Here is a 24,380-nt window from a genome sequence, read left to right on the forward strand (position 1 = left end):
TTTAATCATTAAAAGGTTATGGGACTTATTCAAAGTCCCATTTCCATTGTGAATAATTGTTTGATTTTTTCAAGGACTGAAAGCTTTTTAAATTCACCCTTTTTTACTATTTTAATGATTGACGCGTCTGGTTGAGTCGCTCTTGCGTATCTTAAAGGGGTAGGTCCAAATAATATTACACGAGTGGCCTTATAGCCTTTACTTATTTCAAGCTTTTTATTTAATTCCGGGAATAGTCTTATACAAATCTCGGCAAAACCGCACCACAAAGTCCCTAGTCCCAAGCTTTGAGCGTATAGCTCAAAATAGCTTGCGGCGATAGTAGGGTCTATCGTTTTGCAAGGTGCATCATTCGGAACTGATACTACAAGCATATGGGGCGCTCCTTGGAAAATTACGTCGCAACCGTTCAAAATAGCTTTTTTAAAAACGCCCATAGTCCCGCCAATTGGTATTCTTTTTAATAATTTTATCAGTTTGGAATTTGTATAGTTTCTGAACTCTTTCATTACTTCTTTATCGTCTATAAATGTATATTCAATGCCGTGATTATTACAGCCAGAAGGAACCCAAGAAAGCATTTCTTTAAGTCTTTTCATTGTTATCGGGTCAACATTTTCGTCTTTATATTCTCTTATGCTTCTTCTTGATTTTATAAGGTTTAAAATATCATCAGGCTTCCAATTCCTCATCGTTATATCGGAGTCTTTCGGGTCTTTCCCTAAAATCGACAAAGCTCCTGTTGGACATATCGCAAGGCAATGTTGGTCACGCAGGCAGTTATTTTCGTTATCAATATTTACTGTAGGATAGCCGTCTGTTCCCATCATCAGGCATCCAAGGCTACAATCTTTTGTACAAAGCCCGCATTTTACGCATTTGCTTTTGTCTATTTGTAAGTCTATGCTCATAAAAATCCCTTTCTGACTACAATATCTCCGTCTATTATAACTTGGGGACAATTTAATACAAAATTATTTATTTTTTTAATATTTGCTTAATCGTTGTCAAGTCATTCGTATTTACGACATCTTTTGCCTCAATCCAGCCTCTCCGAGCTTGATTAACTCCGTATTTCATGTTCTTTAATCCTGATATATCGTGCGCGTCAGTTGCGATTGAAAGTTTTACGCCCATATTTTTTGCCATTTTTGCATTTGTATTATTCAGGTCAAGTCTTGAGGGGTGTGCATTTATTTCGAGTATGGAGTTTGTGTCTTTTGCTTTTTTCATTATTTTTTCCATATCTACGTCGTAGCCTTCTCGTTGATTTATGAGTCTTCCAGTGGGGTGAGCTAATATATTAAAATATGGGTTGTCCATTGCTTTTAGGATACGCTCCGTTTGCTTTTCTTTCGGTAAGTTTTGGTTGTAATGAATTGCTCCTATCACTATGTCGAGTTCTTTTAAAATACTGTCAGGCAGGTCAAGTGTACCATCTTCAAGTATATCAACTTCTATTCCCTTTAAAATCTTAAAATCTTTTAATTTTTCATTGAGATTATCTATTTTCTTTATATGTTCCGTCAATGCTTTTTCATCAAGCCCTTTTGCCATTGCAACACGTTTTGAATGTTCTGTATTCCCTATATATTCATAGCCGAGGGCTTTTGCTGCTTCTGCCATTTCTTCAAGAGAATTATTCCCATCTGTTGCATTAGTATGGGTATGCAGGTCGCCTTTTATATCGCTGAGCTTTATAAGTTTCGGTAATTCATTTTTTTTTGCTGCTTCAATTTCTCCGGTGTCTTCTCTAAGCTCGGGTTCTATATATGTAAGCCCGAGTTTTTTATATATTTCTTCTTCGCTTTCCCCAGCAATTCGTTCATCACCTTTGAATAATCCATATTCGTTGATTTTTAAATCATTATCTTTGGCGATTTTTCGTAGTGCTATATTGTGGGCTTTAGAGCCTGTAAAATAGTTTAATGCTGCCCCATAGCTTTCTTTTGGGAAAACTCTTAAATCAACTTGAATTCCCGAGTTTAGTAATACGCTCGCCCGACTTTCACCTTGTGCCAAAATGGTTTGGACATCTTTATAATTTACGAATTTATCGACAACTGTTTGGCAAGAAGTGCAAGTTATCAGAATATCAATATCGCCTACGGTTTCTTTTTTTCGTCTATAGCTCCCCGCAAGCTCGATTTTGTGTACGTTCGTGTCTTTTTTTAAATATTCTACAATGGGCTGTGCGTATTCTTCAACCACAGCGTTTTTTAATCTATTGTATTTATTCTCAATTTTGTCGATATCGTTTATAATTTGGTCTTCAATTTTTTCGCTAAAACCTTCAAGATGCCGAATTTGTTGATTTGCAGCAGCAGTTTCAAGTTCTTTGAGGTTAGTTATTCTTAAATCTTGATATAATTTTTTTATTCGTTTTGGTCCTAATCCTTGAACCTTGCTAAGATTTTCATAATCAATCGGGTTTTTTGCTTTAAGTTCCTTTAATAATCTGATTTCTTTGCCGTTTACAATATCAATGATTTTTTGTGCTAAATCAACTCCGATATTAGGTATCGTTGTTAAATCTTCGTTGTCCTTGACCATTATTTCAACATCTTTTGTAAGGTTTTCCATTGAAGTTGCTCCGCTTCGATATGCTCTTATCCTAAAAGGATTTTCGCCTTCAAGCTCGAGCAAATCTGCCAGATGGTTAAAGATATTTGCAATTTCAATATTTTTATTAGACATAAAATTTACTTATTAACCTAAATAATAACAAAAGAATTTTATCCCAATACTTTCTCTTTTTTATCCTCTTATAAGGGATTTTAAATAACTATTTTAAATGTTTATAAATTGAAATGGATTTTGTATAAGTTTTGTTATTCCCCATATAGAATATCCGACTGAGGAATGATATACCGCTTGTATTTAATATTCTGGCATTATACAAAAAAGGAGATTCCAAATGACAGACTATCAAGATACCCCTCAGCAAGAAGCTATTATTGGCGAAGTTATGAAAAAATTTAAAACAGGTAATTTGAAAACTCACGCCGGACATATTGTAACTGATGAAAAACAAGCCATGGCCATTGCTTTAAGTGAAGCCGGCATTGAAGCCGACGACAAACATGTTTTGTATCATTTGAAAAAACACGCTGCTTAAATCTTAAAATCAAAAAGGAGAAATTTTATAATTTCTCCTTTGTTTAAAAGGAAAATGTTATGAAAAAAATATTGATAGTTACGACAAATGTTTCGGAAATTACTCCCGAAATTAAAACCGGTGTTTGGCTTGAGGAATTTGCTATTCCTTATCTTAATTTTTTAGAAGCAGGATTTGACATCATAATAGCAAGCCCAAATGGCGGTTTATCTCCTGTGGACCCGAAAAGCATAGACGAAAAATATCAAAATTATGTTGCAAAATTAAACGATACAAAAGCATTAGAAGATCGTGAAATTCAAAATACTTTATTTGACTGCCTTTTTATCCCTGGAGGACACGGGTGTATGTTTGATTTACCTAAAAATAATATTTTAGCGAAAATAATTGAACAATTAAAAGCTAATCGTAAAGTGATATCTACAATTTGTCACGGTGCTTGCGGGCTGCTTTCTGCAAAAGATAATAACCATAAACCCTATGTATGGGGAAAAGCCCTTACGGCATTCACAAATGCTGAAGAAGAAATGACAGGATTAGCTAAATATATGCCTTTTCCCCTTGAATCTAAATTAAAAGAACTCGGTGCGAATTTTATTTCAGAAACTCCAGAAAATGGTTTTGTTGTAGAAGACAATTACCTTATTACAGGTCAAAATCAATTTGCATGTGAGCATTTGTCTGAAAAAGTGATTCACAAATTAAATAGAATCCACTCTTGATACAGAATTGAATTGTAATAATGTTCCGTCCTTGCATTATTGTTTCTCAAACCTGCAAATCTGTTTACACTGCTTTTACTGGCTCTAGTTTCTATGACAAAATCTTAATTGTTGTTTAAATTTATTGTTTTGATTTCGGACAACTGAATCGATAAATCTTTAGAGTTAAATCTAAAGATTTTAAAAATTATGCTTCTATGTGTCAGACATTATTTTTAAAAAATGGAGACGGTGGGAGTCGAACCCACGTCCAAAATGGAATTAAATAAACATCTACGAGTGTAGGCTTCTTTTATCTCGTCAGCACAAGGGAAAAAGTCTCAACCTAAGTGCTGACAAAGTAGTTTATACTGATACGCAGTTTGGAAGTCGTCTTAATCTGTTTACTTCCATAGACAGACTGCATCTTGCATAATTGACCCTATTCGGCGGCAAGCTGGCACGAAATAGAGTGGCTGAACTGCGGTTACGCAGCTAGAGCTTGAGCTCTAGAAAAATCAGCTTTTACTACGTTGTTTGTAGCGTTTAGTTTTTTTGCTCGTTGATATCGAAGAACAGCTCTCCGACTCGCAGCTTAGTTAAATCAGTCACCCTGTCAAATCCTAAACGTCCCCATATTTAATTTTCAATGTTCTGTTCTCTAATTATAACACAGATTTTTACTCGTTTTATTATACTTCTACCTTTTTATAGAGTTTTGTAAATTATACGATAGAATTAGTTCGCATGGGTTATCTTTTTTTTGATTTTGTGCTATAAAAGTAATAATCAAGCATTTTATATATGTTATTAGAAAAATTGGAGGACAATTTATGTCAGTCGGTTCATTCGTATTTATGTTACATAGTCATTTACCTTATTATAGAAAAGCAGGTATGTGGCCTTTCGGTGAAGAAAATTTATATGAATGTATGTGTGAAACATACGTTCCGCTTTTAAATGCAATTTCTGAACTTTATGAAGAAGATGGTATTAAAGCTAAACTTACAGTCGGTATTACACCTATTTTGGGTGAACAATTAAATGATGAACATTTGAAAAATGGGTTCGTTGAATATTTGGATTCTCGTATTACTGCTGTTGCTAAAGATTTGGACAGATATCCTGATCCGGAAGTGGCTCATTCGCAACATTTAAAATACTTGGCTAAATATTATTTCGATTGGTTTAACCATATTAAAGATTCTTTTGTTAATAAATATAACAAAGATTTAATTGGTGCATTCAAAAAGTATCAAGATTTAGGCTGTATCGAAATTACTACCTCCGGGGCTACTCACGGTTTCTCTCCGTTGTTGGCTACTGATTCCAACTTGAATGCTCAATTCAAAGTAGGGTCTGATACTACAAAAAAATTGTTCGGCAAAAAAGCTAAAGGCTGCTGGCTTCCTGAATGTGCTTACCGTCAAGGTTATGAATATTCCGGTAAAGACGGCGAAAAAAAATGGAGACCTGCTATTGAAGTTACTCTCCAAAATAATGATATCGATTACTTCTTTACTGAATCTCACGTTATCGAAGGCGGTAACTCTATCGGCAACAGACGTGTAATCGGTGTATATGGCAATATTGAATATATCCCTCTTCCTGAAAGAGAAGCGACCGGCTACGACACTTATTCAGCTTATTGGCTTCCTGATGCTCAAGTTGCTGTTATGGGTAGAAATGATAGAGCTGGATTCCAAGTATGGTCTGCTGCTGACGGATACCCCGGTGACGGTTGCTACCGTGAATTCCATAAAAAAGATGATAAATCAGGCATGAACTACTGGAGGATTACTTCCCCAACTACTGATTTGGGTGACAAAATGCTTTATGACCCAGTTTTGGCTATGAATCAAGTAAACTTGAACTCTGACCACTATACAACTTTGATTTATCATATGCTTAACGACTACAAACTTGCTAAAAACAAAGAAGGTTTGATTATGGTATCATTCGATACTGAGCTTTATGGTCACTGGTGGTTTGAAGGTGTTGAATTTATTAAACAAGTTATTAAAAAATTCCACTCTTATCTTCCTGAAGTTGAAAGACTTACTGCTAGTGAATATTTAGAAAAACATCCTCCTGTTGAAGCTATTCAAATTCCTGAAAGCTCTTGGGGTGCCGGTGGTCACTTCTATGTATGGATGAACCACTTGACTGAATGGATGTGGCCTATTATCAATGGTTGTGAAAAACATATTAATGATATCGCCGCTAAATATGAAAATATTCCTGAAGATAAGCTTCTTCATAGAGCTTTGAATCAGCTCGCAAGAGAAAATCTTCTTTTGCAAAGTTCAGATTGGCCTTTCTTGATTACTACTTGGCAGGCTAAAGATTATGCTACTGATAGATTTAATGAACACGTTGAAAGATTTGAACTTATCGCTGGTATGATTGAATCTGGTAATATTGATGATGCTAAGCTTCAAGAAATTGAATCAATTGATAATTGCTTTGCTGATATCGATTACAGAGTTTATTTGCCTATCGCAGAGGGCGTAATTCCTCAACAAGAAGGTAAATTGGCTCCGCTTTATACAGATTAGTTTCTGTAAAATATCATTAAAATAGCTTCGGGTATTGCTCGAAGCTATTTTTGCAAAATAACACCTTGAACATCTTTTTTCATATTAAGTGAATTTTTTAAACTGTCAGAAAGTTGTGCGGCGGTATCTGCGGAGTAGAATTTTCCCGATGTAGTCAATGCTGCACATTTTAATTGGTCATTTGCGTCCATATCACTAATTGTGAAAGCTATAACGTCTATCCTTATATCATCTCTTAATTTCATCAACTCGATTGCATAATCGCAGGGACTTTCATCGCAATTTTCACCGCCATCGCTTAAAAGCACTATTCGTTTTGGACCATTTACTCCTGCAAAATCTGAATTTACAGCTTTTTTGAGCGAATAAGTTATTGGCGTCCACCCAGTTGCGTTAATTGTTGCAAGTTTGTCTAATATTGTATGGGTATTGTTTGTGCCGAGCGGTGTGACAAGCTGTGACGCTGTGCAACTTTGTGCTGGTGTAAACCCGTTTTTGTGTCCATAAACTCTTAATCCTGCGGTCGTCGTTGGGCTCATCTGTGGTAAAACATCTCGCAGTGTATCTAGTGCAACATCAATTTTCCGTTTGCTACCCAGTGATTCATTCATGCTGTTTGAAAAATCTACAATAAACAAAATTTTTTCTTTTGCATTTTCAAGTGACTCCATAGGTATTTCAGTCGGGTTATATCGATTAAAATTAAAGTTTGGCTCTGAAATCGCTTTTAAGGATATGGACACCCCCGCAATTAATGCTAAAATAGAACAATAGATTATATGTTTTTTCATTTTGTTTCCTCATCTAATAAATAAAAACGGAGGTATTTATGGAACTCTTTGACGCTTTTAATACAAGAAAGACTATCAGAAAATACAAAGAAACTACTCCCCCAACTGAAGATATAAAAAGAATTATTAATGCAGCCAGAGTCGCTCCATCGGCTACAAATTCTCAAAATTGGAAGTTCGTTGCTGTTTTAAACAAAGATTTAAAGCAAAAAATGGCGGCTGCTGTTGCGAAAAAATATGATGAAATTATGCTGTGGAATGAGGCTCAAGATTTGCTTCCTCAATTAAAAGGTTCCAAAGCGTATTCAGTGTTTTTTGAAAATGCTCCATGTGTCATTGCTGCGATTGAATATCCAAGGTTTTCTGATACAAATGAGCTTTTTAAAAGACGTGGATTAACTCTTTCTGAATATGAGCAAGCTCGCCCCGATTCATCTTTACTAAGTATGGGGGCTGCTATTGAAAATATATCGCTTGCAGCTCATGGATTGGGTTATGGAACTTGTTGGATGTGTGCACCAATTGTTGCTTATAAAGAATTAAAAGAACTTTTAAATATTGAAGCAAGTGCAAAAATAGTTTCTTTAATAGCACTTGGTTTTCCTCAAGACGAAACTCCAAGTCAGCCAACTAAAAAATCTTTAGATGACATAATGGAAATAATATAAATAACAAACAAAGAGCCGCTTTCGCGACTCTTTAAATCTTTTAAATATTAAATTTCAAACGGCTTACTCAGCTTATGTTAAACCTAACATTTTTTTGTACCAGCTAAACGTTTCAATTTCAAGACCATTGAACGTTGTTTTTAAGCATTGACGTTTTAGATATTTGTCGAATTCATCATTCAACTTTGAGTTAACGCTTGTTTTTTCAGTTGTTAATTCGCGAGTAAGATTAACCATTTGAAGAGCCTCCTAGTTTGTTGTTTGTAATAGTAATTGTAATATATATAAAATGCATAGATTAAATTAGTAGGGAGTCGTTATTGATTTGGCTCAATGTGTCATTTAATTTGTGAGTAAATTATATCATGTTTGTTTGATATATTCCATTATGCTATAACGCATAAAGATGTTTTTTTTTGCTAGCTATTGAGTAAGAGGCTATGTAAATTTTCATATAGTTTATTGTTTTTTTAATCTAATATTAGTTGTTTTATAAAAATTATGTTTTTATCCTCAAATTCAGAGCTTTTTAGTTCGCATATGTATGGACATAACTCGGATTTACTGCTAACCATCTGAATGTTTCTGTTTCGTTACTTTCAGGAATGTCAGTAACGAAAGTACCACCATAACGCCCTCTCCCGAATTGAACAATTCCCTGCTTGGACATATTCTGGAGGGCTTTTCTTATGGTGTTTGTGCTTACGTCGAATTGTTTAGCCAAATCGTCCATCGATGGGAGCTTTTCACCGATATCATAAGTGTCTCGGATTAATTTGACTAAATTTTCTTCAATCTTTTGATAACAATAGAAAGCAGCATCTTCGGCTTTAGCAAAAATGGAGTTTTCTTTTAGGGGTTGCAGGGTTGGTGCGTTAGGCATTTTTACAACGATTGTGCCGTATCTTCCTCGGCGAGATAATAAAATACCTTCGTTGATAAGATTTTTCAATGCATCGTGTATCGTTTTTATACTTACATTTAAGATTGTAGATAATTCTTGATGGGCAGGAAGCTTATCTGATACTTTTAAATTTTTAGATATATATTGTTTTAAATCTTCTGATACCTTAGAAACTAAGGTGTCAGATTGGATTTGATAAACAGGAAGTGTTGTTTCGTTGAATTCTGGGATTCGTTTTAAAATCCAGTTAGCGTCATTTCCTCTAGTCAGTCTTGATTCTAAAATACCGCACTTGCATAGATATTCATAAGCTAATCTTGTTGTGTTAGCAGAAACTTTCATCGTTGATGCAAGTTTCCTTGATGATGGAATAGCTTGATTAATTTTAATTTTTTCATCAATTATTAGTTTTTTAACTTGTTCAATTATTTTATCTCGTTTTGAAGTTAATTTTCTCGTTGTGGTTGACAAAATGCTTGGATTTTCAGGGTTTACAATCATAGTACCGATTTTTTGTTTTGAGATTAAAATACCTTCATCTTCAACGTAGCGAATGGCATTTTGTACCGTCCCGATGCTTACTCCCAGATAGTTCGCAAGTTCTTGTTTTTGAGGTAAAAGATTTGTTTCTTCAAGAGAGTGATTTCTTAATCCTTCAATAATCCAGCTTGTTAGCCAACCTTGAATTAAAGTGTCTTTTGATTTTGTTGTTTCTTTGAAGTTTGGTATAGATATAGGCAATTCTGATATTAATATTCTTTTATATTGAGTATTTTTTTTCATTTTCCCTCCATAAGTGGTTTTATATGTCATATCTATATATAAACAGTCAATATATTTTTTGTTAGTATAACACTTATTTCTAAAGTTTTGTTACTTTAAATAAACGAACTTTATAGAAAAGGCAATTTTTAGATTTAAAAAACGTTTATATAAATACAAGGGATTTTAATTTTAAGGGGACATTCACCACAACGATATACAAGTATAATCATTAGTTTTTATTAAAATGATTATTAAAAAATATTTTTACTCTCTCTCTCTTAATATCCTCGTGTTTATTTGATGTTTGCAATACTTTGCAAACATTTTTTTTTGCTCTATTTTTTTATAGGATTAGCCCAAAAACTCCAATTACAAATATCTTTTTTTGTAGGCAAGTCGTATAGCATACAATATCCCGGTCCCCATACAGAGAGTGGTTGAGAATCATCGTAATCAAGTATAAATATATAACCTCCGTCCTGCGGAGTAATAGCTTTTGTTGTTGGAAGGTTGGGGGGCAAATCTCCGTTTAAATCGACTAAAAGCCGCCCGCATTCATCTATTGAATATACAAATCCTCTTTTGGTATAAAAGGTTATTTTAGAAAATGGGTGCCCGTCAGCATCAACAGTACACGCTTTAGATTTTTGGGAAGGCATTTTCTTTTCTATTTGTAAATATTTTGAATAAACTTTGTCATAAAAACATTCCGCATTACCAAAACAAGTACCATATAAGTATTTCATATCCTTTTTAGTATCTTTTTGAAAAGATAGTAAAGAACTGTTTATTTCATCAAAGGAAACACTTATTAAGGCATTGTATGATTGAACGTCATTAGTTGCCGTATTTCGATTTTTTTTACTTGCCATAAATACAAATAAAATCATCAAAACAAAGCAACTAATAAGTATTATTTTTTTATTCACGTTTTAGCACCAAGAAGATGGATTAAACAAGTCACCGCATGGATTGTCAGGATCCCAATTTGAATCATCTTTGTCATCTGTTATCACAGGTTTTGCAGCTCCTGTAGGCTCAATTTTGCTTTTTTGAGTATCATAAGTGTCGATAAAGAAATAGTATCCGCCATCTTTTAAATTATTAATACTTTCGGTTTTTTGATTAGGTTTTTTGTCCCCGTTTAAATCAACCGAAATTAGACCTGAAGGGGCAAAGGAATAAGCAATTCCATCTGCAGTATAAACGGTTAATTCTGTATCAACCCCAGCTCCTGCTGTATAGGCATCGCTACTTGCCGGCGACATTGATGAAACCACATTCATTCTTTTGGAAATAAAGTTATTATAAATGCAAGTCATATCCTCATCACATTTTCCTATAAATAAGTCATTCATATTTTCACCGGTAAGAGCATAGTGTTGAGCGACCGCTTGAGATAAGACTGAATATGCCTTTTTGGTAGCAGTTCTGTATTCTTGTTTGTTGGTATCGTTGAGTAAGGCAGGGATTGTAAGTGCTGCGATAACTCCAATAATGACCAATGTAATTAAGACCTCAGCCAAGGTAAACGCTTTTTTCATAATAAACTCCAAATAAACTAAAGTAAAACCATATTTATTTATTATAACATATTATTTGTTTCCTTCAACAATCCTATTGCATACACATATATTGATAACCACATTTGATACATTTTTTCTTATCTTTCTCATGGGTGAGTGTTTTTGTTGAAATTGTTTCTTTTGTTTCCTGCTCAAAAGCAGTTGATAATTTTTTTTCGGTTTCCATATTAAGGGCTAACTCATATATTGTGCCATTGTTTTTTATGTTTACGATTTTTGCTTCTTTAACATTTAAGCCTAAGTTTTCAATGGCTTTTTTATAGATATAGAGTTGTTTGTAATAATTGTCGAGGTTTGTTATAACATCTTTATTTGTTTTAAAATCAATAATAGTAAAAGTTGAATCGTTGTTTTTTATCAACAAATCGATATCCCCTTCAAATATAATTTCATCCGTTTTATTCATATTACAGGTATATATAAAATTCTTTTCCGGATATAGTTCTTTATAAGAAAGGTTTTCCGGCGAATATGGTGAAGCCGTAAAATTCTGATACAAAGAGATTACTGTTGATTTATCTTGTTGAGAAATCTCGGATTTGAGAAGATAGTCTTGAATTTCAGAGGCAGATAATGAGCATTTATTTATATAACTTGTATAAATCATATTATGTACTAGGGTACCTATTTGCAAACTTTGAGTTTTTTCATTCAAATCAGGATAGCCAAATTCATATTTTAAAACATATTGATTTTTACAATGGTTATAGGTGTTTATTTTAGTAAAGCTCAAATTGTAGATGTTATTAGCCGGAATTTTGTTGTTTTTGATTTGAGGTTTAAGCGTTTCTTTTTGTTTTTTTGATATTATAGGAAGCTCTTGCTTTTCAATTTTCAAGTCGTTTATATCAACTGCTTCCTTTATAAATTCAGGATTAAAATCCGCAATATAGTCAGCAGGTTTTATTGCCCCCTTGTTCCCATAGGGAGTAAAACTTAAAATATTTAGATATTTTTCGGCACGACTTACTGCAACATAAAACAATCGCAATTTTTCAGATTTATCACGAGGTGTTTTCCACAAAGTGCTATACAAAAGTGCTTTTGGCGTTTTTAGACCTTGATATTTCGCTGCAATAATCCCAAACCCTGGTTTTTCTCCATATTGCAAATCAAGCCGTATTGTGGATTTGTCAGCTTGAGATGTTTTATTAGTTGTCGTTGTCAAAAAAGTATAAGGAAATTCAAGCCCCTTACTTGCGTGAACAGTCATTATTTGAACAGCATTACATTCTGTTGTCGATGTTTGAGGTAATGTAAAAGACTTGTCATCTTTGAGCTTTTCTAAATGTTGGAGGAAATTTTTAATACTCAAATAATTTTCACCTTGCATATAATCTGAAATAAGTTTTTGAAAAATAAGCATATCATTTTCAGCCTTATATTTTTCAATACCATCGTAATTATGTGGAGATAGCTCATTGATTAATCTCAAATATATTTGCAATAATGACATTGATTTTTTATTAGATTGAATATTTTGCATGGTTATTACAATTTTATTTATATAGTCAAAGATTGGTTGAGAAATATCAATAGAATTTAATAAAGAATTTGAAATAAGATAATTTATTTTATCTGCGAAATTGAATTTTTTTAATTCTTTAAACGTCAATTTTTCTAAGATTTTTGAGTCAGCTTGCTTCTTCAAATTATAGATTTCTGCATCAGAAAATTTTATTTTCAAAATTCGGATAATAGCAATTTCATCACGAAGATTTGACGCCATTCGGAGTATGGCTATTGAATTTTTAACAACAGCCGAAGTGAAAAATGAAAGATTAACTTTTTTTATTGAAGGAATTCCATAGTCAGATAATATTTTGTCAATTATATCTGCTTTAGAGTGCGAGTTTACAAGGACGGCAAAATCTTTGAATTGAGCCATATCTTCATTTTGTAATCTTTTGATTTCAGATGCAATGTATTTTGCTTCAGCTTTTTTATGAGCAATAGCATTATCAAAACCTTCGAGCGGAGTTATTTTGACATATTTATTCTCATCATCAAATTCTTTTTTAGGATTTGCCGATAATTGCTCATCTATTTGAAGTTGTGATTTTGTTATAAAATTAACGGCATTCAACACATAGGGAGTAGAGCGGTAGTTGAATTTCAACTTTACAGGGTCATATTTTTCTCCATATTTATTTTCTACATAGCTATGTAAAACCTCCAAATTTTCCATCTGTGCGTAACGAAAAGAATAAATAGACTGTTTTCTGTCACCGACAAAGGTTATATTAGCATTATCGTCATTTAATAGAAGTTTTATGAGCTCAAGTTGGGAGCCGTTTGTATCTTGAAATTCGTCAATAATTATATGTTTAAAATAATTTTTGTAATAATCCCTTACTGAAGAATTTTGCTTTAATATTTGAATTGTTTTGTTTATCAAATCATCAAAATCGACCATATCAGATAGCTCTAAATTTTTTTGGTAAAGCCCATAAATCAGGGCAATTATGCGTGTCAGATTTTTTTCGTTGAAATCTATCTGGCTTATATTTTCAGGAAAAGTATCTGCTTGGCAATAATTTATAGGCTTGCGTTGCCCTGCCTTGTCGAGAATTAACTTACTTTTTGAAATTTCATCAAATATTTTTTCGTCAATTTCAAAATTATCATCTTGATATTTTGACAAATGATTATTCCAAGCTGAACAATAATCTTCTTTAGTTTCAAATTTAAAAGGCAATGTTTGAACAGTATGTGAAAAATTTTCAACAGAACTTAGAGTTTTTTTCAGGAACTCATAAGGTGAAAGCCCATAGGCTTTTATTTTTTTTATTATGCCGAATATATCATCAAAAATAGCCTCTAAAGAACCGATAGCAGTCAATTCGTTTATATTTTCAACAGCCAAAATTGATTCGCTAAGATTTAACTCGGAAGCTATGTCGCTGATGGATTCAATATTTTGATATTCACTGTTTTTAATTTTTTCAATTATTTCTGTATAAATATCTTTTAATATTTTTTCATCTGCAAGTTTAAAAGAAGATGATAAATTAGCTTCTAGAGAATGTTTTTTGAGAATTTTGCTACAAAAGCTGTGAAAAGTTGAAATATAGAGTTCTTGCCCGATATAATCAATATTATTTTCTTTTAGCTCTTTTAATATTCTGCTTTTCATTTCGCATGCGGCTTTGTCTGTAAAAGTAATGACGAGTATTTTTTCGACAGGGTGTGCTATATGCTTGCAATTGAGGTCATAAACAAGTTTCAAAAAGCGTTTGGAGATAATTTTTGTTTTTCCGGTGCCGGCACCTGCGATAATTTTTGTGCAATAATCAATCGGTTTTTTAACGGCATCTTTTTGTTCATCATTTAATTCGTTGATAATTTTTGCTACAAAATCTACTGGTTCAATAGCGTTATTATTCATCGCAATCTCCTTCCTCGCAAAGAAAATTATAGTCGCAATTTTGACAATTCCAATCCGTTTTTTGCTCAAAAGTTACCGTTTCTCTGATTTTGCTAATAATTGTATCATTTAGGTTTTTTATTATTTTTTCTTTTTGCAAATTGACCTGCTCTGCCGATACAATATCTTCGGTGGAGCCGTTTTCTTTTGATTTAGGTCTTACAAATTTTAAGCCCAAAGACGAGATAGTGTCTTTGTATTCAGACAAAGCTTCAGAGTTATTGCAGCCCAAAAAATATAGCGGAATTTGATATTTGTAATCTGAAACATACTTACTTTCATCTGCAGGGACACTTCCTCTTGACGTCAAAAATGACACTCCATTATCGCTAAGATAATAGTCCAATTTGTACTGGTTATTTTTTCCTGTTTTGTAGTCAACGACTTGATTTTCGCCGTTAAAAGTATAAATTGCATCAATTCTTCCGTCAAAGATTACATTTCTAATATCAGGTATATTAAATTCAAAACTTTTTTCAGTGACGACTTTTTCCGGAACGGTAAGAAAAAATCCAATTTGTTCAAGGCAATTTATTGCATCTGCAAAATTAGATTTCATTTCTTCAATACTCAAATCATCTGTGTTTAAGATAAGTTCTATAATTTCATCTTTAAATCCTTCCTTTGCTTCTTTTGACTTGTTCTTTGCGTTAAATATAATTTCAGAAAGGTATAAGATTCTTTGTGGAGTATATGAATTCAAAGAAGTTTGATTAAAGAGTTCAAAAACAGCATGAACCGTGGAGCCATAGGTTGAGTTATTATTGTTGGTTGATTTTAAATTTAAAAGATTCGAATAATAGAATTTTCGGGGGCAATTTTGGTAATTAGAAATTGATGAAGCATTTAGTTTTAATATTTCATCTTCAGCAATTACCGTTGAGAGTTGTGACTCTATATCTATAGAGTCAACCTTTTGTATTGATACGACATCGGAGCTGTCTTGCTCTTCATTTTCAAAATCAGGCTTGATATTTTCTTTATAAATTAGCATTTCAAAAAATGATGACGTCTCTACCGGCTTTTTATCTTTATAACAATATGAAGATAGCCACAAGTTCTTTGTAGCTCTTGTCATTCCGATATACATCAATGCCGCTTCTTCTTTCAAACTATCTTTTGGATTTTCTATTATATTTTTGAAATTGGCATTCAACTCCCTTAATTGTTTTGATATTTTTTCATTTGAAGTTTGCGAAATAAAATATGTCGATTGGTTTATTTTAGGAAAAACATCTTCTATAAGGGAAGGGATATAAACATATTTGTACTCTTTTCCATAGGCTTTGAAAAAGGTCGAAATATCAATTGAGTCCTCATTTTCGGTCGTCAATTTAATTTTTGAAAAAATCTCACCAAGCTCACTGTAATCAAAATCTTTATGCAAAATATCTATATATAAATTATTTATTTTAATTGCTTGCGATAAAAACTTTGCAAAAATTTTATTAAAATTTTCGTTTTTAAAATATTCAGGATTTTTGTTAGCAATTTTTATTAAGAAATCAGTGAATTGTCTGTTTTGAAAAAGTTTGTAGGTATCTGACATAAAATCGAATTCTTGTAATAATTTTTTCTCATCTTCGCTGTTCAAAATGGAGATATTTTCGTTTATCACTTCTAAAAGCGAGTTAAATTTCTTTTTTTCTAAAATAGCTAAAAATTGTTCCGTAATATATTTATTTTCGAAAAGCTCATTTAAAATATTTGTTAAATAAAGATTCAACTCATCTAATAAGTTACTGGCATCGATTTTTGATTGTGCCTTAAAATTGGTAAGAGAATTTTTATATGAAAAATATTTTAAATTAAATTTTTCAAAAATAGAAAATATGTTGATATATCTGGATAAAATAACAAAAAAATTATTAAAATCTTCAACATAGATTTCTCCTGATACCCGCAAATTATGCGAGCGAAAAAGCTCTACAAATTTTTCAACTGAACTGTAATCTCTTAGCAAAATTGCAAAATCACTATATTTTGCACCATCATTTTTTATTTTTTCTTGAATATCCATTACAATATTTGCAATTTCTTCATTAACATCTGTGAATTTAAAATATTTTATTTGATTATTTTCAGAAAAATCGCAATCATAAGCGGGATTGTTGTATTTTCTAACTAAATAAAGTGCTCGTTCTAAAATTTCTATATTTCTTTTACTTGTATTTAAAAATTTTTGTTCAATATTTTGAAAACTGTCTTTGAAATCGTCAGAATTCACATCAATACCACCACATCCACGATATTGTTGAATTCGGGAATGATTGTCATAATAGATATAGAGGTCTGATTTTTTAGCTAATAACTTTATCAGTTCAAATTGTAGAAATGTAATGTTTTCAAAATTGTCCACAAATATATGCCCAAATCGTTTTTGAACTATTTCTAAAGTTATAGGCTCTGAGGATAAAATATCAAATGCCTTTTTGACAATATCTCGATAATCTAAAAATCCATTTTCTGCTAATATTTTTTGATACATTTTAAAAACGCAACAAATTAACTCCAATCTTTCTTTGTCAATAGGTTGAATGTCTGTTTCATCAATTTTATTTTTAAAGTCAACAGAAGAAATATTACTGTTCTTCAATGCAGCAAATAAATTGTATAACTCCCTAAAAAATGATTTTGACTTAATTAAAGCCCTTAAATTAGAGTTTTGAGGAAAAATATCTCGGCAGATTTCACCTATGATTATTATTGCCTCATAATCTGAAATAATTTTGCAATTAATGGTGCTACAAGCTTTTTTTAATATAAATTTGCACAATTTTTCAACAGACCATACCGCAATATTTTCAGGATAAAGAGCGTTTAAATCTGGCGTTTGAGTTAAAATCAACACGTCATCTTTAGGGCAAATGTGTTTTTCAACCAGATTATTTACATCATTTTTTAATGTAAAAGATTTGCCGCAACCTGCATATCCACCCGTCAAAACTGCCATTGTATATCTCCCTTTGGAATATTATACAAAAAAAGAAAAATTAAGGCATTTTGTTAAGCCGAAAATATAAAACAATTAAAAAAATAAAATCGGCGGTAAGGGGAATTGAACCCCTGTCAACAGAATGAGAATCTGCTATCCTAACCTCTAGACGATACCGCTATAGATTATATTGTATAAAGATTTCCTCTTTAAATTTATCCCCAAACAAACTATTTGTCAAATCGTGCTTTTAATGAGTAGGTGATGAATTCCAGAATATCGTTAATTCTAATTTTTGATAGACCTGATTTTCGTTCTTCAAAACGAATTGGTATTTCTTTGATTTTTGCATTTTTTTTGTAAGATTTAAGCAAAATTTCCATCAAAAAGCCATACCCTGAGGTCTTTGTATTAGGCAAATCAATTTCTTTTAGAATATTTACTTGTATAGCTCTAAATCCGCTTGTACAATCTTTGACACCTTGTATTCCGGCAATAACATGAGCAAATAAATTTCCGATTTTGCTGTTTAAAACTCTTAAATAACCCCAATTTCTATGGATAGAGCCACCTTTTATGTAACGAGAACCGATAACAAAATCATATCCTTCTTCAATTCCTTTTAATAAATTTTTAATTTCATCAGGTCGATGTGAAAAATCAGAATCCATTTGCATAATTACATCAGCTGAAAGATTTGCCATTGCATATTCAATACCCACAATATAAGCGTTACCAAGACCACGATTTTTGTTCATTAATATATTTATTTTGTCTTGTTTTTTTGCCAATTCACTTACAATTTTTGCCGTTCCATCTGGAGAATAGTCATCTATGATTAAAACTTTAATTTCGAAAAAAGTATTTCTCTCGATTAATTCTATTTCATTTAAAACAGCTTCTAAAAAGTCTTTGATATTTGAAGATTCATTATAGGTAGGTAATATGATTATTACCTTTGTTTTTTCGTTAGTCATATTAGTCACTTACCTTTTTGAAGATATAAATAATCCAAAAATCACTTATTCTTTCTGATTTTATATATTTCATTCTACTGTCCATCATTGCGATATCGATTTCATTATTAATTATTCTTTTATAGATATAGTGGGCTTTGTTTCCTCTTTTTGAAAATTTTTCAAAAGATATGTTAGTGTTGAAAATTGGCATAAAACCGACATTTATATATTCCACTATCAAAAAGTAATTGCTGACTTTTAATTTTTTTTGGTAAGAATTATAAACCGCTTTTTGTGCATTATCTGATACATCGCCTCGAACGAAATTATATAGAAATCTTTCTCTTTCATTTTTGTTTAATTCATATGGATTTTTGTCAAATATATAGCATTCTTCTTTTGGCAAATAATAAAGTAAGATATTGTCTATATTGGGTTTCATATAAATATTATTTTTGTCATATTTTGGTGCTATTTTTGTTCCGGAAGCTAGATTGAAAACGAGATTGTCTTTATCATAGCCATTGTTTTTTAAGTATTTATATACAAGATTATAATTTTGTCCGTTATTCAACTGCTCCATTGACATATCATGAATAAAATACCAATTAAGAGATAATATGCTTAAATAGAGAAATATTATCCCCATAAAAATTTTTACTGTCTTATTATAAGAAAAAAATGAATAAGATAACAAAACAATAAACATGTTACAAAGCATACCGCTATAATGAGCTTGCCAAGGGGCAATATATGTTCCTGAAAGTAGAATTATAAATATTAAATATGAAGTAAACAAAATGCTCAAAAAATTAAATTCAAAGTTTTTAACCGTTATCATTTTATAAACAACAAATGAATATAATATTATGGGAGTTATAAACGGGATATCCAATGAAAGCCATCCTAAACAATCATAAAATATATATAATAAATTAAAATGATACCACTCCCACCCCTGTATAAGAGCCAAACGAGAAGAAATAAATTGTATTGAAAGTAATATCAGTTCAGGAATCGACAAAAACAACGTTATACCAGTTGCTATTAAAAACGGTTTTAGATGAACCCTATTGTTTTTGAATATAAACAAAAATATAACCAATGTTTCAATGAATACGAAAAAAGAACCCTGCGAAAGTGTGTTAATTAAAAACACATTTGCGATTATAAAAGCTGCATAATTTGGTTTTGAAAACTCATTTTTCTGTATTTTTAATGCAAATAAAATAGACACCAACATCAATAAATCGCCGAAAGGATAAAATCTTACATATTGAGCCATCGAAATATTAAAAACCGAAATCGCCATAATGAAAGCACAAAGCAATCCGACTTTTGTATCCTTAACTTCCTTTCCAACAAAATAGCCAACAACTACAGTCCCTATAGAAGCTAAAACAGATGTCCACCTGAGAGATATATCACTATCACCAAATATCTTTGCCCAAAAATGTAAAAGAAAAGAATAAAAACAAGGATGATATTCTTCATAACAAAGTTTTTTTATTATACCAAAAGGAAAACCATGTGTGCTGACCCACCAAGAATAAACCTCATCATACGAAAGCCCGTCAGTTCTTTCATATAATCCTACTATCCTAAGAACAAGCCCCAAAATAATTATAAAAGTTAAAATGATTATATTTTTTTTATTGAAAATAAAACTTTTAAGTTTTTCCATTAGCGGTTTCTTTCTATGTCCTTTTCAATCATCATTTTACATAGCTCTTTAAAATCAATTTTAGGTTTCCAATTCAATACTTTTTTTGCTTTTTCAGGATTACCAATCAAAAACTCAACTTCCGCAGGACGATAATATTTGTCATTCACAGAAACTAAGATTTCATTTGTTCTTTTATTAAGAGCTTTGGTTTCTTGACCTTCGCCAATCCACTCAAGTTGAATATTACAATTTTTAGCAGTTTCATTGACGAAATCTTTAATCGAATAACTTTTTCCTGTAGAAATGACGAATGTGTCAGGCTTATTTTGTTGCAACATTAGCCACATTGCCTCGACATAATCGCCGGCATACCCCCAATCTCTTTTTGCTTCAACATTGCCAAGCTCTAATGGAGTATCAATCTTTCCATTTATTTTTTTAGCAAAATAATCAGTAATTTTTCTTGTAACAAACTCTTTACCTCGGAACGGACTTTCATGGTTAAACAAAATCCCTGAACTTGCGTGCAGCCCATAGCTTTCACGATAGTTGACAACAAGCCAATGAGCTGCCAATTTAGCTATTCCATAGGGTGATTTTGGATAAAATGGAGTATCTTCATTTTGTGGTATTTCTTGAACTTGCCCAAACATCTCACTTGTTGAAGCTTGATACAGTTTTGTATCAGGTGAAAATTCTCTGATTGCTTCTAAAATATAAGCAACTCCCATTTCGTTAGCCTGAATGGTATATATAGGTTCAATCCAAGAAGAAGAAACGAAACTTTGAGCTGCCAAATTGTAAAATTCCTCAGGCTGATATTCTTTTATTAACCTACAGATATTGGAATATTCAAGCAATTCAAAATCACGCAATTCGATTTTGTCTTTAATACCGTGTTCTTCTAAGCCATGAAAAATATTTGTAGCACCACGTCTATTTAAACCAACAACATTATATCCTTTTGCTAATAATAGTTTTGCTAAATATCCGCCGTCTTGTCCCGTTATTCCTGTTATTAAAGCTGTTTTTTGTTTCATTTTTTATCCTAATATAATAAAGTTGAGGTAAACGCATACGATATTGAGCGAGTGGCTATACCGATTAGAAACAATGTGCAATATCCTATCATTAAGAGAAAAGGAACTTTTTTAGTAATTGACAACATCGCCTCAGACAGTGTCATAACAATAGGCAAAACAATAAGCGTAATAATAAATTGCACAAAAGAGCCAAAATCCGAACAAAATATTAAAACTGTAATAAATGTAATTATAAAAAATAGTAAACTTCCTGAAAAAGTTCTTATATTTGACTGCTTAAAATTCCACGCAGGAAATATATATTTTTTTCTTCCTAAAATTATACTTGACACCTCGACAAACATTCTTCCTAAAATCACAATAAAGACTATAAGAAACACCAACTTGGGTTGGTTTAAAACATTAGTAAAAAGATTTTGGAATACAATGCTCAAAATCAAGCCGGGTATTAAATTCCAAATAAGATTATGTCGTGTATCAATATTTGAATCCAATATATTTTTTTCAGTCTTTATCCTGTATTTATCAACAGCTTTCGTCACTGCTACAAATACTATAAGCGTAAATAGAATTTCCCATAATCTGGCAATCAATAGAGCTTCTGAAATGCAAATTGTAGATAATACAGTTAAATATACAGATAAATTTAATAGGTGTTGAGCATAATTGACTTTGAACCAATTACCTTTTGATATTTCAGAATTTTGTTCCAATTCTTTTTGTTTGATAAATTTACTCAAATATGGAAAAACAAGGCTTAAAATTCCAATAAAAATCATTTTTATTAAAATAGCAATTATAGAGCTTAAATCGAAAAACAGGTTGGGTGAAATGACCAAAGTAGCAACAAAAAGCACAACAAAAAAAATAATCCATAGTGATAAAAAGGTAAATTCAAAACTCTTATTAGCTGAAATTGTTTTATTATCCGTCTCTTGTTCTGTCATAAAAGTGAAATTTTGCACCTCAACATATTTTACGAATAAATTATATCATATTTTTTTAAATGGTTCAGATTGTAACAAGAGATATTTTATTTATTTTTTTTCTTAAAATAAGCAAATCACGGCATAATTTACCTTTGTGATATTTTTGTATTTTATAATTTTTAATAAAGTAATCTTTAATTTTAGAAACAAAACTGAAACCGCATGCAGAATAGAAACCTATTTTCCGTTCATTTGTGCCGAGCGTAATATAATCATATTGATTTTTAAAATGTCTTTCGATAGTTTCTAAAAGTTTTTTGCCAAAGCCTTTGCCTTGAAAAGGAGGAGCTATTGCAATATTTTTGATTTCTATTTCATTATTATTTTTCTCAAACAGAACGCATTCGCCGAATAAATCATTATTGACACCAAAAATATACATATCCGAATTGAATATATATTTTTCAATGGCTTCAATTTCTGTATCGGCAAGCAATAAAAAGCCCATATATTTTATTTTTTCGTTTCGACTTACCTTTTTGAAAAACATAAATATATAGTTCCTTTTATTGAACTTTTTTAATCATGATAAAACAGTTTTTGATTTTAAATTGAAGCGAAAAACTATTCATGATATCCTCTCAAAGAGAGGAATGAGTGGATTAAATGGACTTTCATATATTGTTAAACCCAATTATCGTGTCAGTAATATTGCTGTGTGGATTGTGTATATGTAGGATAAATGTCTTGCTTGCACTAATGGTTTCAGCTATTGTTGCAGGCGTTATGAGCGGAATGAGTATCCAAAAAGTTATGGAAGTGTTTATTTCTGGCATGGGTGGTAACTCTGAAACAGCATTGAGTTATATTCTGTTAGGAACTTTTGCTGCTGCAATGGCTCACACAGGGCTTGCTTCAATTCTTGCGAAAAAAATCTCTCTTGTCATAAAGGACAATAAATTTATACTTATCGCAATTTTAACAGGAATTGCAGTCCTTTCTCAAAATTTAATCCCAATTCATATTGCGTTTATTCCAATATTAATACCGCCATTGCTAGGTATAATGAATAGATTAAAAATAGATAGGCGAGCTATTTCTTGTGCACTTGCATTTGGTTTAAAAGCACCTTATATCGCAATTCCTGCAGGATTTGGGCTTATATTTCAGGGGCTTTTAGCTGATAATATGATTCAAAACGGTGTTCAAGTTGCTAAAAATGAGATTTGGAAATATACATCAATTCTTGGCTTTGCAATGTTTGTAGGGCTTTTAATTGCAATTTTTGTTTCATATTCAAAGAAGAGAGAATATAAAGATATCCCGATTTGTAATGCCAATTACGAAAACGAATCTTTGACATTGCACCGTTGTCACTATCTTACATTAATTGCAGCTTTGGCAACACTTGTTATTCAACTACTCACAAATTCACTTCCATTAGGGGCTTTGGTCGGATTAACTATTATTTTCGGAACAAGAGCTATCGACCATCAAAAAATGGATAAATTGATAAATGAAGGTATCGGAATGATGGGCTATGTGGCGTTTGTTATGCTTGTAGCTGCAGGCTTTGCCGTAGTTTTAAAAACTACAGGAGGAATTGACTCATTGGTAAATGCTGTAATGCCGTATATGTCAGCAAATAAATTTATTGCAACTTCGTTACTATTGTTTATAGGTTTGTTTATAACAATGGGGATAGGAACTTCGTTCGGAACGATTCCTATTCTTGCCGTTTTGTTCGTTCCGATTTGTGTAAAATTAGGTTTTAGCGTGCCTGCGATTATAATCGTTCTTGCAGCAGCTGCCGCCCTTGGCGATGCGGGCTCACCGGCTTCTGATACGACATTAGGTCCAACGTCAGGGCTAAATGCAGATGGGCAACATAACCATATCTCAGATACTTGTATTCCAACATTTCTCCACTACAATATTACATTGATTATTGCAGCATTAATTGCGGTTTTTATCTTTTAACTATTTAAAAGAACCTATTTTACGCCCATATTCGTCATATTCAGTTATTGTTCCATCAAGAGATTGCTTAAAAGAACCTTTTAGCTCTCCTCTTTTATCGTAGATTTTAACAGTCCCATCTGGATATTTTTTGAAACTTGCATTTTTTTGTCCATAAGTATCATAATGATTGATTGTTTGTCCATCTCGAATAACAGAGCCTATCTGTGGAACTGAATTTGCCCCACCGTTGAGATTGGTATTGTAATATTTACCGTATGAAATTGTAGAATTTGCATATGAACAACTTCCAAGAATAAAAGCAATGCAAATTATAAATTTCGAAATATTTTTAAGCATTTGTACTCCTC

20 protein-coding genes, 1 tRNA gene and 1 other RNA gene are annotated in these 24,380 nt (G+C 31.8%); 5 read left to right on the forward strand and 17 right to left on the reverse strand.

Going from position 1 to position 24,380, the window contains the following annotated elements:
• Positions 1 to 29: 29 nt before the first annotated feature.
• Together PHV37_01500 and polX are read right to left on the reverse strand one after the other, a co-directional pair.
• Complete coding sequence (locus PHV37_01500; GenBank protein ID MDD3236757.1) at positions 30 to 911, reverse strand: nitroreductase family protein; 882 nt, start codon at positions 909 to 911, stop codon at positions 30 to 32.
• Positions 912 to 978: 67 nt separating this feature from the next.
• A complete protein-coding gene (polX, locus tag PHV37_01505; protein MDD3236758.1) occupies positions 979 to 2,697 on the reverse strand; it encodes a DNA polymerase/3'-5' exonuclease PolX in 1,719 nt (572 codons plus the stop codon).
• 220 nt (positions 2,698 to 2,917) lie between these two features.
• On the opposite strand from polX, the gene PHV37_01510 reads away from it, so the two are divergent.
• A complete protein-coding gene (locus tag PHV37_01510) occupies positions 2,918 to 3,118 on the forward strand; it encodes a DUF6496 domain-containing protein (protein ID MDD3236759.1) in 201 nt (66 codons plus the stop codon).
• 59 nt (positions 3,119 to 3,177) lie between these two features.
• Positions 3,178 to 3,840 carry a type 1 glutamine amidotransferase domain-containing protein gene (locus tag PHV37_01515; protein ID MDD3236760.1) on the forward strand — a complete coding sequence of 221 codons (663 nt, stop codon included), beginning with the start codon at positions 3,178 to 3,180 and terminating at the stop codon, positions 3,838 to 3,840.
• Positions 3,841 to 4,060: 220 nt separating this feature from the next.
• Here the strand turns inward: PHV37_01515 and ssrA are convergent.
• Positions 4,061 to 4,454, reverse strand: a transfer-messenger RNA (tmRNA) gene (ssrA, locus tag PHV37_01520).
• Positions 4,455 to 4,652: 198 nt separating this feature from the next.
• Here ssrA and PHV37_01525 point away from each other — a divergent pair.
• The gene (locus PHV37_01525; protein ID MDD3236761.1) at positions 4,653 to 6,377 is read left to right on the forward strand and encodes a DUF1957 domain-containing protein; all 1,725 of its coding nucleotides are present in this window, start codon (positions 4,653 to 4,655) and stop codon (positions 6,375 to 6,377) included.
• A 44-nt stretch (positions 6,378 to 6,421) separates the two neighbouring features.
• On the opposite strand, the gene PHV37_01530 is transcribed toward PHV37_01525, so the two are convergent.
• Positions 6,422 to 7,168, reverse strand: coding sequence for a VWA domain-containing protein (locus tag PHV37_01530; protein MDD3236762.1), 747 nt, complete (start codon positions 7,166 to 7,168; stop codon positions 6,422 to 6,424).
• Between the two features lie 38 nt (positions 7,169 to 7,206).
• Between PHV37_01530 and PHV37_01535 the strand changes: the two genes are divergently transcribed.
• Positions 7,207 to 7,836, forward strand: coding sequence for a nitroreductase family protein (locus PHV37_01535; GenBank protein MDD3236763.1), 630 nt, complete (start codon positions 7,207 to 7,209; stop codon positions 7,834 to 7,836).
• A 72-nt stretch (positions 7,837 to 7,908) separates the two neighbouring features.
• On the opposite strand, the gene PHV37_01540 is transcribed toward PHV37_01535, so the two are convergent.
• The 12 genes from PHV37_01540 to PHV37_01595 form a co-directional block, all read right to left on the reverse strand.
• Positions 7,909 to 8,073 carry a hypothetical protein gene (locus tag PHV37_01540; GenBank protein ID MDD3236764.1) on the reverse strand — a complete coding sequence of 55 codons (165 nt, stop codon included), beginning with the start codon at positions 8,071 to 8,073 and terminating at the stop codon, positions 7,909 to 7,911.
• Between the two features lie 292 nt (positions 8,074 to 8,365).
• Positions 8,366 to 9,523 carry a GntR family transcriptional regulator gene (locus PHV37_01545; protein ID MDD3236765.1) on the reverse strand — a complete coding sequence of 386 codons (1,158 nt, stop codon included), beginning with the start codon at positions 9,521 to 9,523 and terminating at the stop codon, positions 8,366 to 8,368.
• Between the two features lie 317 nt (positions 9,524 to 9,840).
• Positions 9,841 to 10,377 carry a hypothetical protein gene (locus PHV37_01550; protein MDD3236766.1) on the reverse strand — a complete coding sequence of 179 codons (537 nt, stop codon included), beginning with the start codon at positions 10,375 to 10,377 and terminating at the stop codon, positions 9,841 to 9,843.
• A gap of 60 nt (positions 10,378 to 10,437) precedes the next feature.
• On the reverse strand, positions 10,438 to 11,049 hold the full coding sequence (locus tag PHV37_01555; GenBank protein MDD3236767.1) for a type II secretion system protein: 612 nt from the start codon (positions 11,047 to 11,049) through the stop codon (positions 10,438 to 10,440).
• A 73-nt stretch (positions 11,050 to 11,122) separates the two neighbouring features.
• Positions 11,123 to 14,479 carry an ATP-dependent DNA helicase gene (locus PHV37_01560; protein MDD3236768.1) on the reverse strand — a complete coding sequence of 1,119 codons (3,357 nt, stop codon included), beginning with the start codon at positions 14,477 to 14,479 and terminating at the stop codon, positions 11,123 to 11,125.
• Complete coding sequence (locus PHV37_01565; GenBank protein MDD3236769.1) at positions 14,472 to 17,471, reverse strand: ATP-dependent DNA helicase; 3,000 nt, start codon at positions 17,469 to 17,471, stop codon at positions 14,472 to 14,474. The genes PHV37_01560 and PHV37_01565 overlap by 8 nt, the downstream gene beginning before the upstream one ends.
• A gap of 90 nt (positions 17,472 to 17,561) precedes the next feature.
• Positions 17,562 to 17,632 (reverse strand) — tRNA-Glu (locus PHV37_01570).
• 51 nt (positions 17,633 to 17,683) lie between these two features.
• Positions 17,684 to 18,430: a polyprenol monophosphomannose synthase gene (locus PHV37_01575; GenBank protein MDD3236770.1), complete on the reverse strand. Its 747-nt coding sequence runs from the start codon at positions 18,428 to 18,430 to the stop codon at positions 17,684 to 17,686.
• 1 nt (position 18,431) lies between these two features.
• Complete coding sequence (locus PHV37_01580; GenBank protein ID MDD3236771.1) at positions 18,432 to 20,096, reverse strand: glycosyltransferase family 39 protein; 1,665 nt, start codon at positions 20,094 to 20,096, stop codon at positions 18,432 to 18,434.
• Positions 20,096 to 21,118: a GDP-mannose 4,6-dehydratase gene (gene gmd / locus PHV37_01585; protein ID MDD3236772.1), complete on the reverse strand. Its 1,023-nt coding sequence runs from the start codon at positions 21,116 to 21,118 to the stop codon at positions 20,096 to 20,098. Before gmd ends, PHV37_01580 begins: the two co-directional genes overlap by 1 nt.
• Positions 21,119 to 21,126: 8 nt before the next feature.
• Positions 21,127 to 22,068, reverse strand: coding sequence for a hypothetical protein (locus tag PHV37_01590; GenBank protein MDD3236773.1), 942 nt, complete (start codon positions 22,066 to 22,068; stop codon positions 21,127 to 21,129).
• 64 nt (positions 22,069 to 22,132) lie between these two features.
• Entirely contained in the window at positions 22,133 to 22,600 is a 468-nt protein-coding gene (locus PHV37_01595) for an N-acetyltransferase (protein MDD3236774.1), read from the reverse strand.
• 116 nt (positions 22,601 to 22,716) lie between these two features.
• Here PHV37_01595 and PHV37_01600 point away from each other — a divergent pair, with 116 nt between their 5' ends.
• Positions 22,717 to 24,030, forward strand: a complete 1,314-nt coding sequence (locus tag PHV37_01600) for an SLC13 family permease (protein MDD3236775.1) — start codon at positions 22,717 to 22,719, stop codon at positions 24,028 to 24,030.
• Here PHV37_01600 and PHV37_01605 read toward each other — a convergent pair whose 3' ends face one another.
• Positions 24,031 to 24,369 (reverse strand): hypothetical protein, encoded by a 339-nt coding sequence (locus PHV37_01605; GenBank protein MDD3236776.1) that lies wholly within the window; start codon positions 24,367 to 24,369, stop codon positions 24,031 to 24,033. It lies immediately after the preceding gene.
• Positions 24,370 to 24,380 lie beyond the last annotated feature (11 nt).

This window comes from Candidatus Gastranaerophilales bacterium (genome assembly GCA_028693235.1).
Classification (GTDB): domain Bacteria; phylum Cyanobacteriota; class Vampirovibrionia; order Gastranaerophilales; family Gastranaerophilaceae; genus JAQUVW01.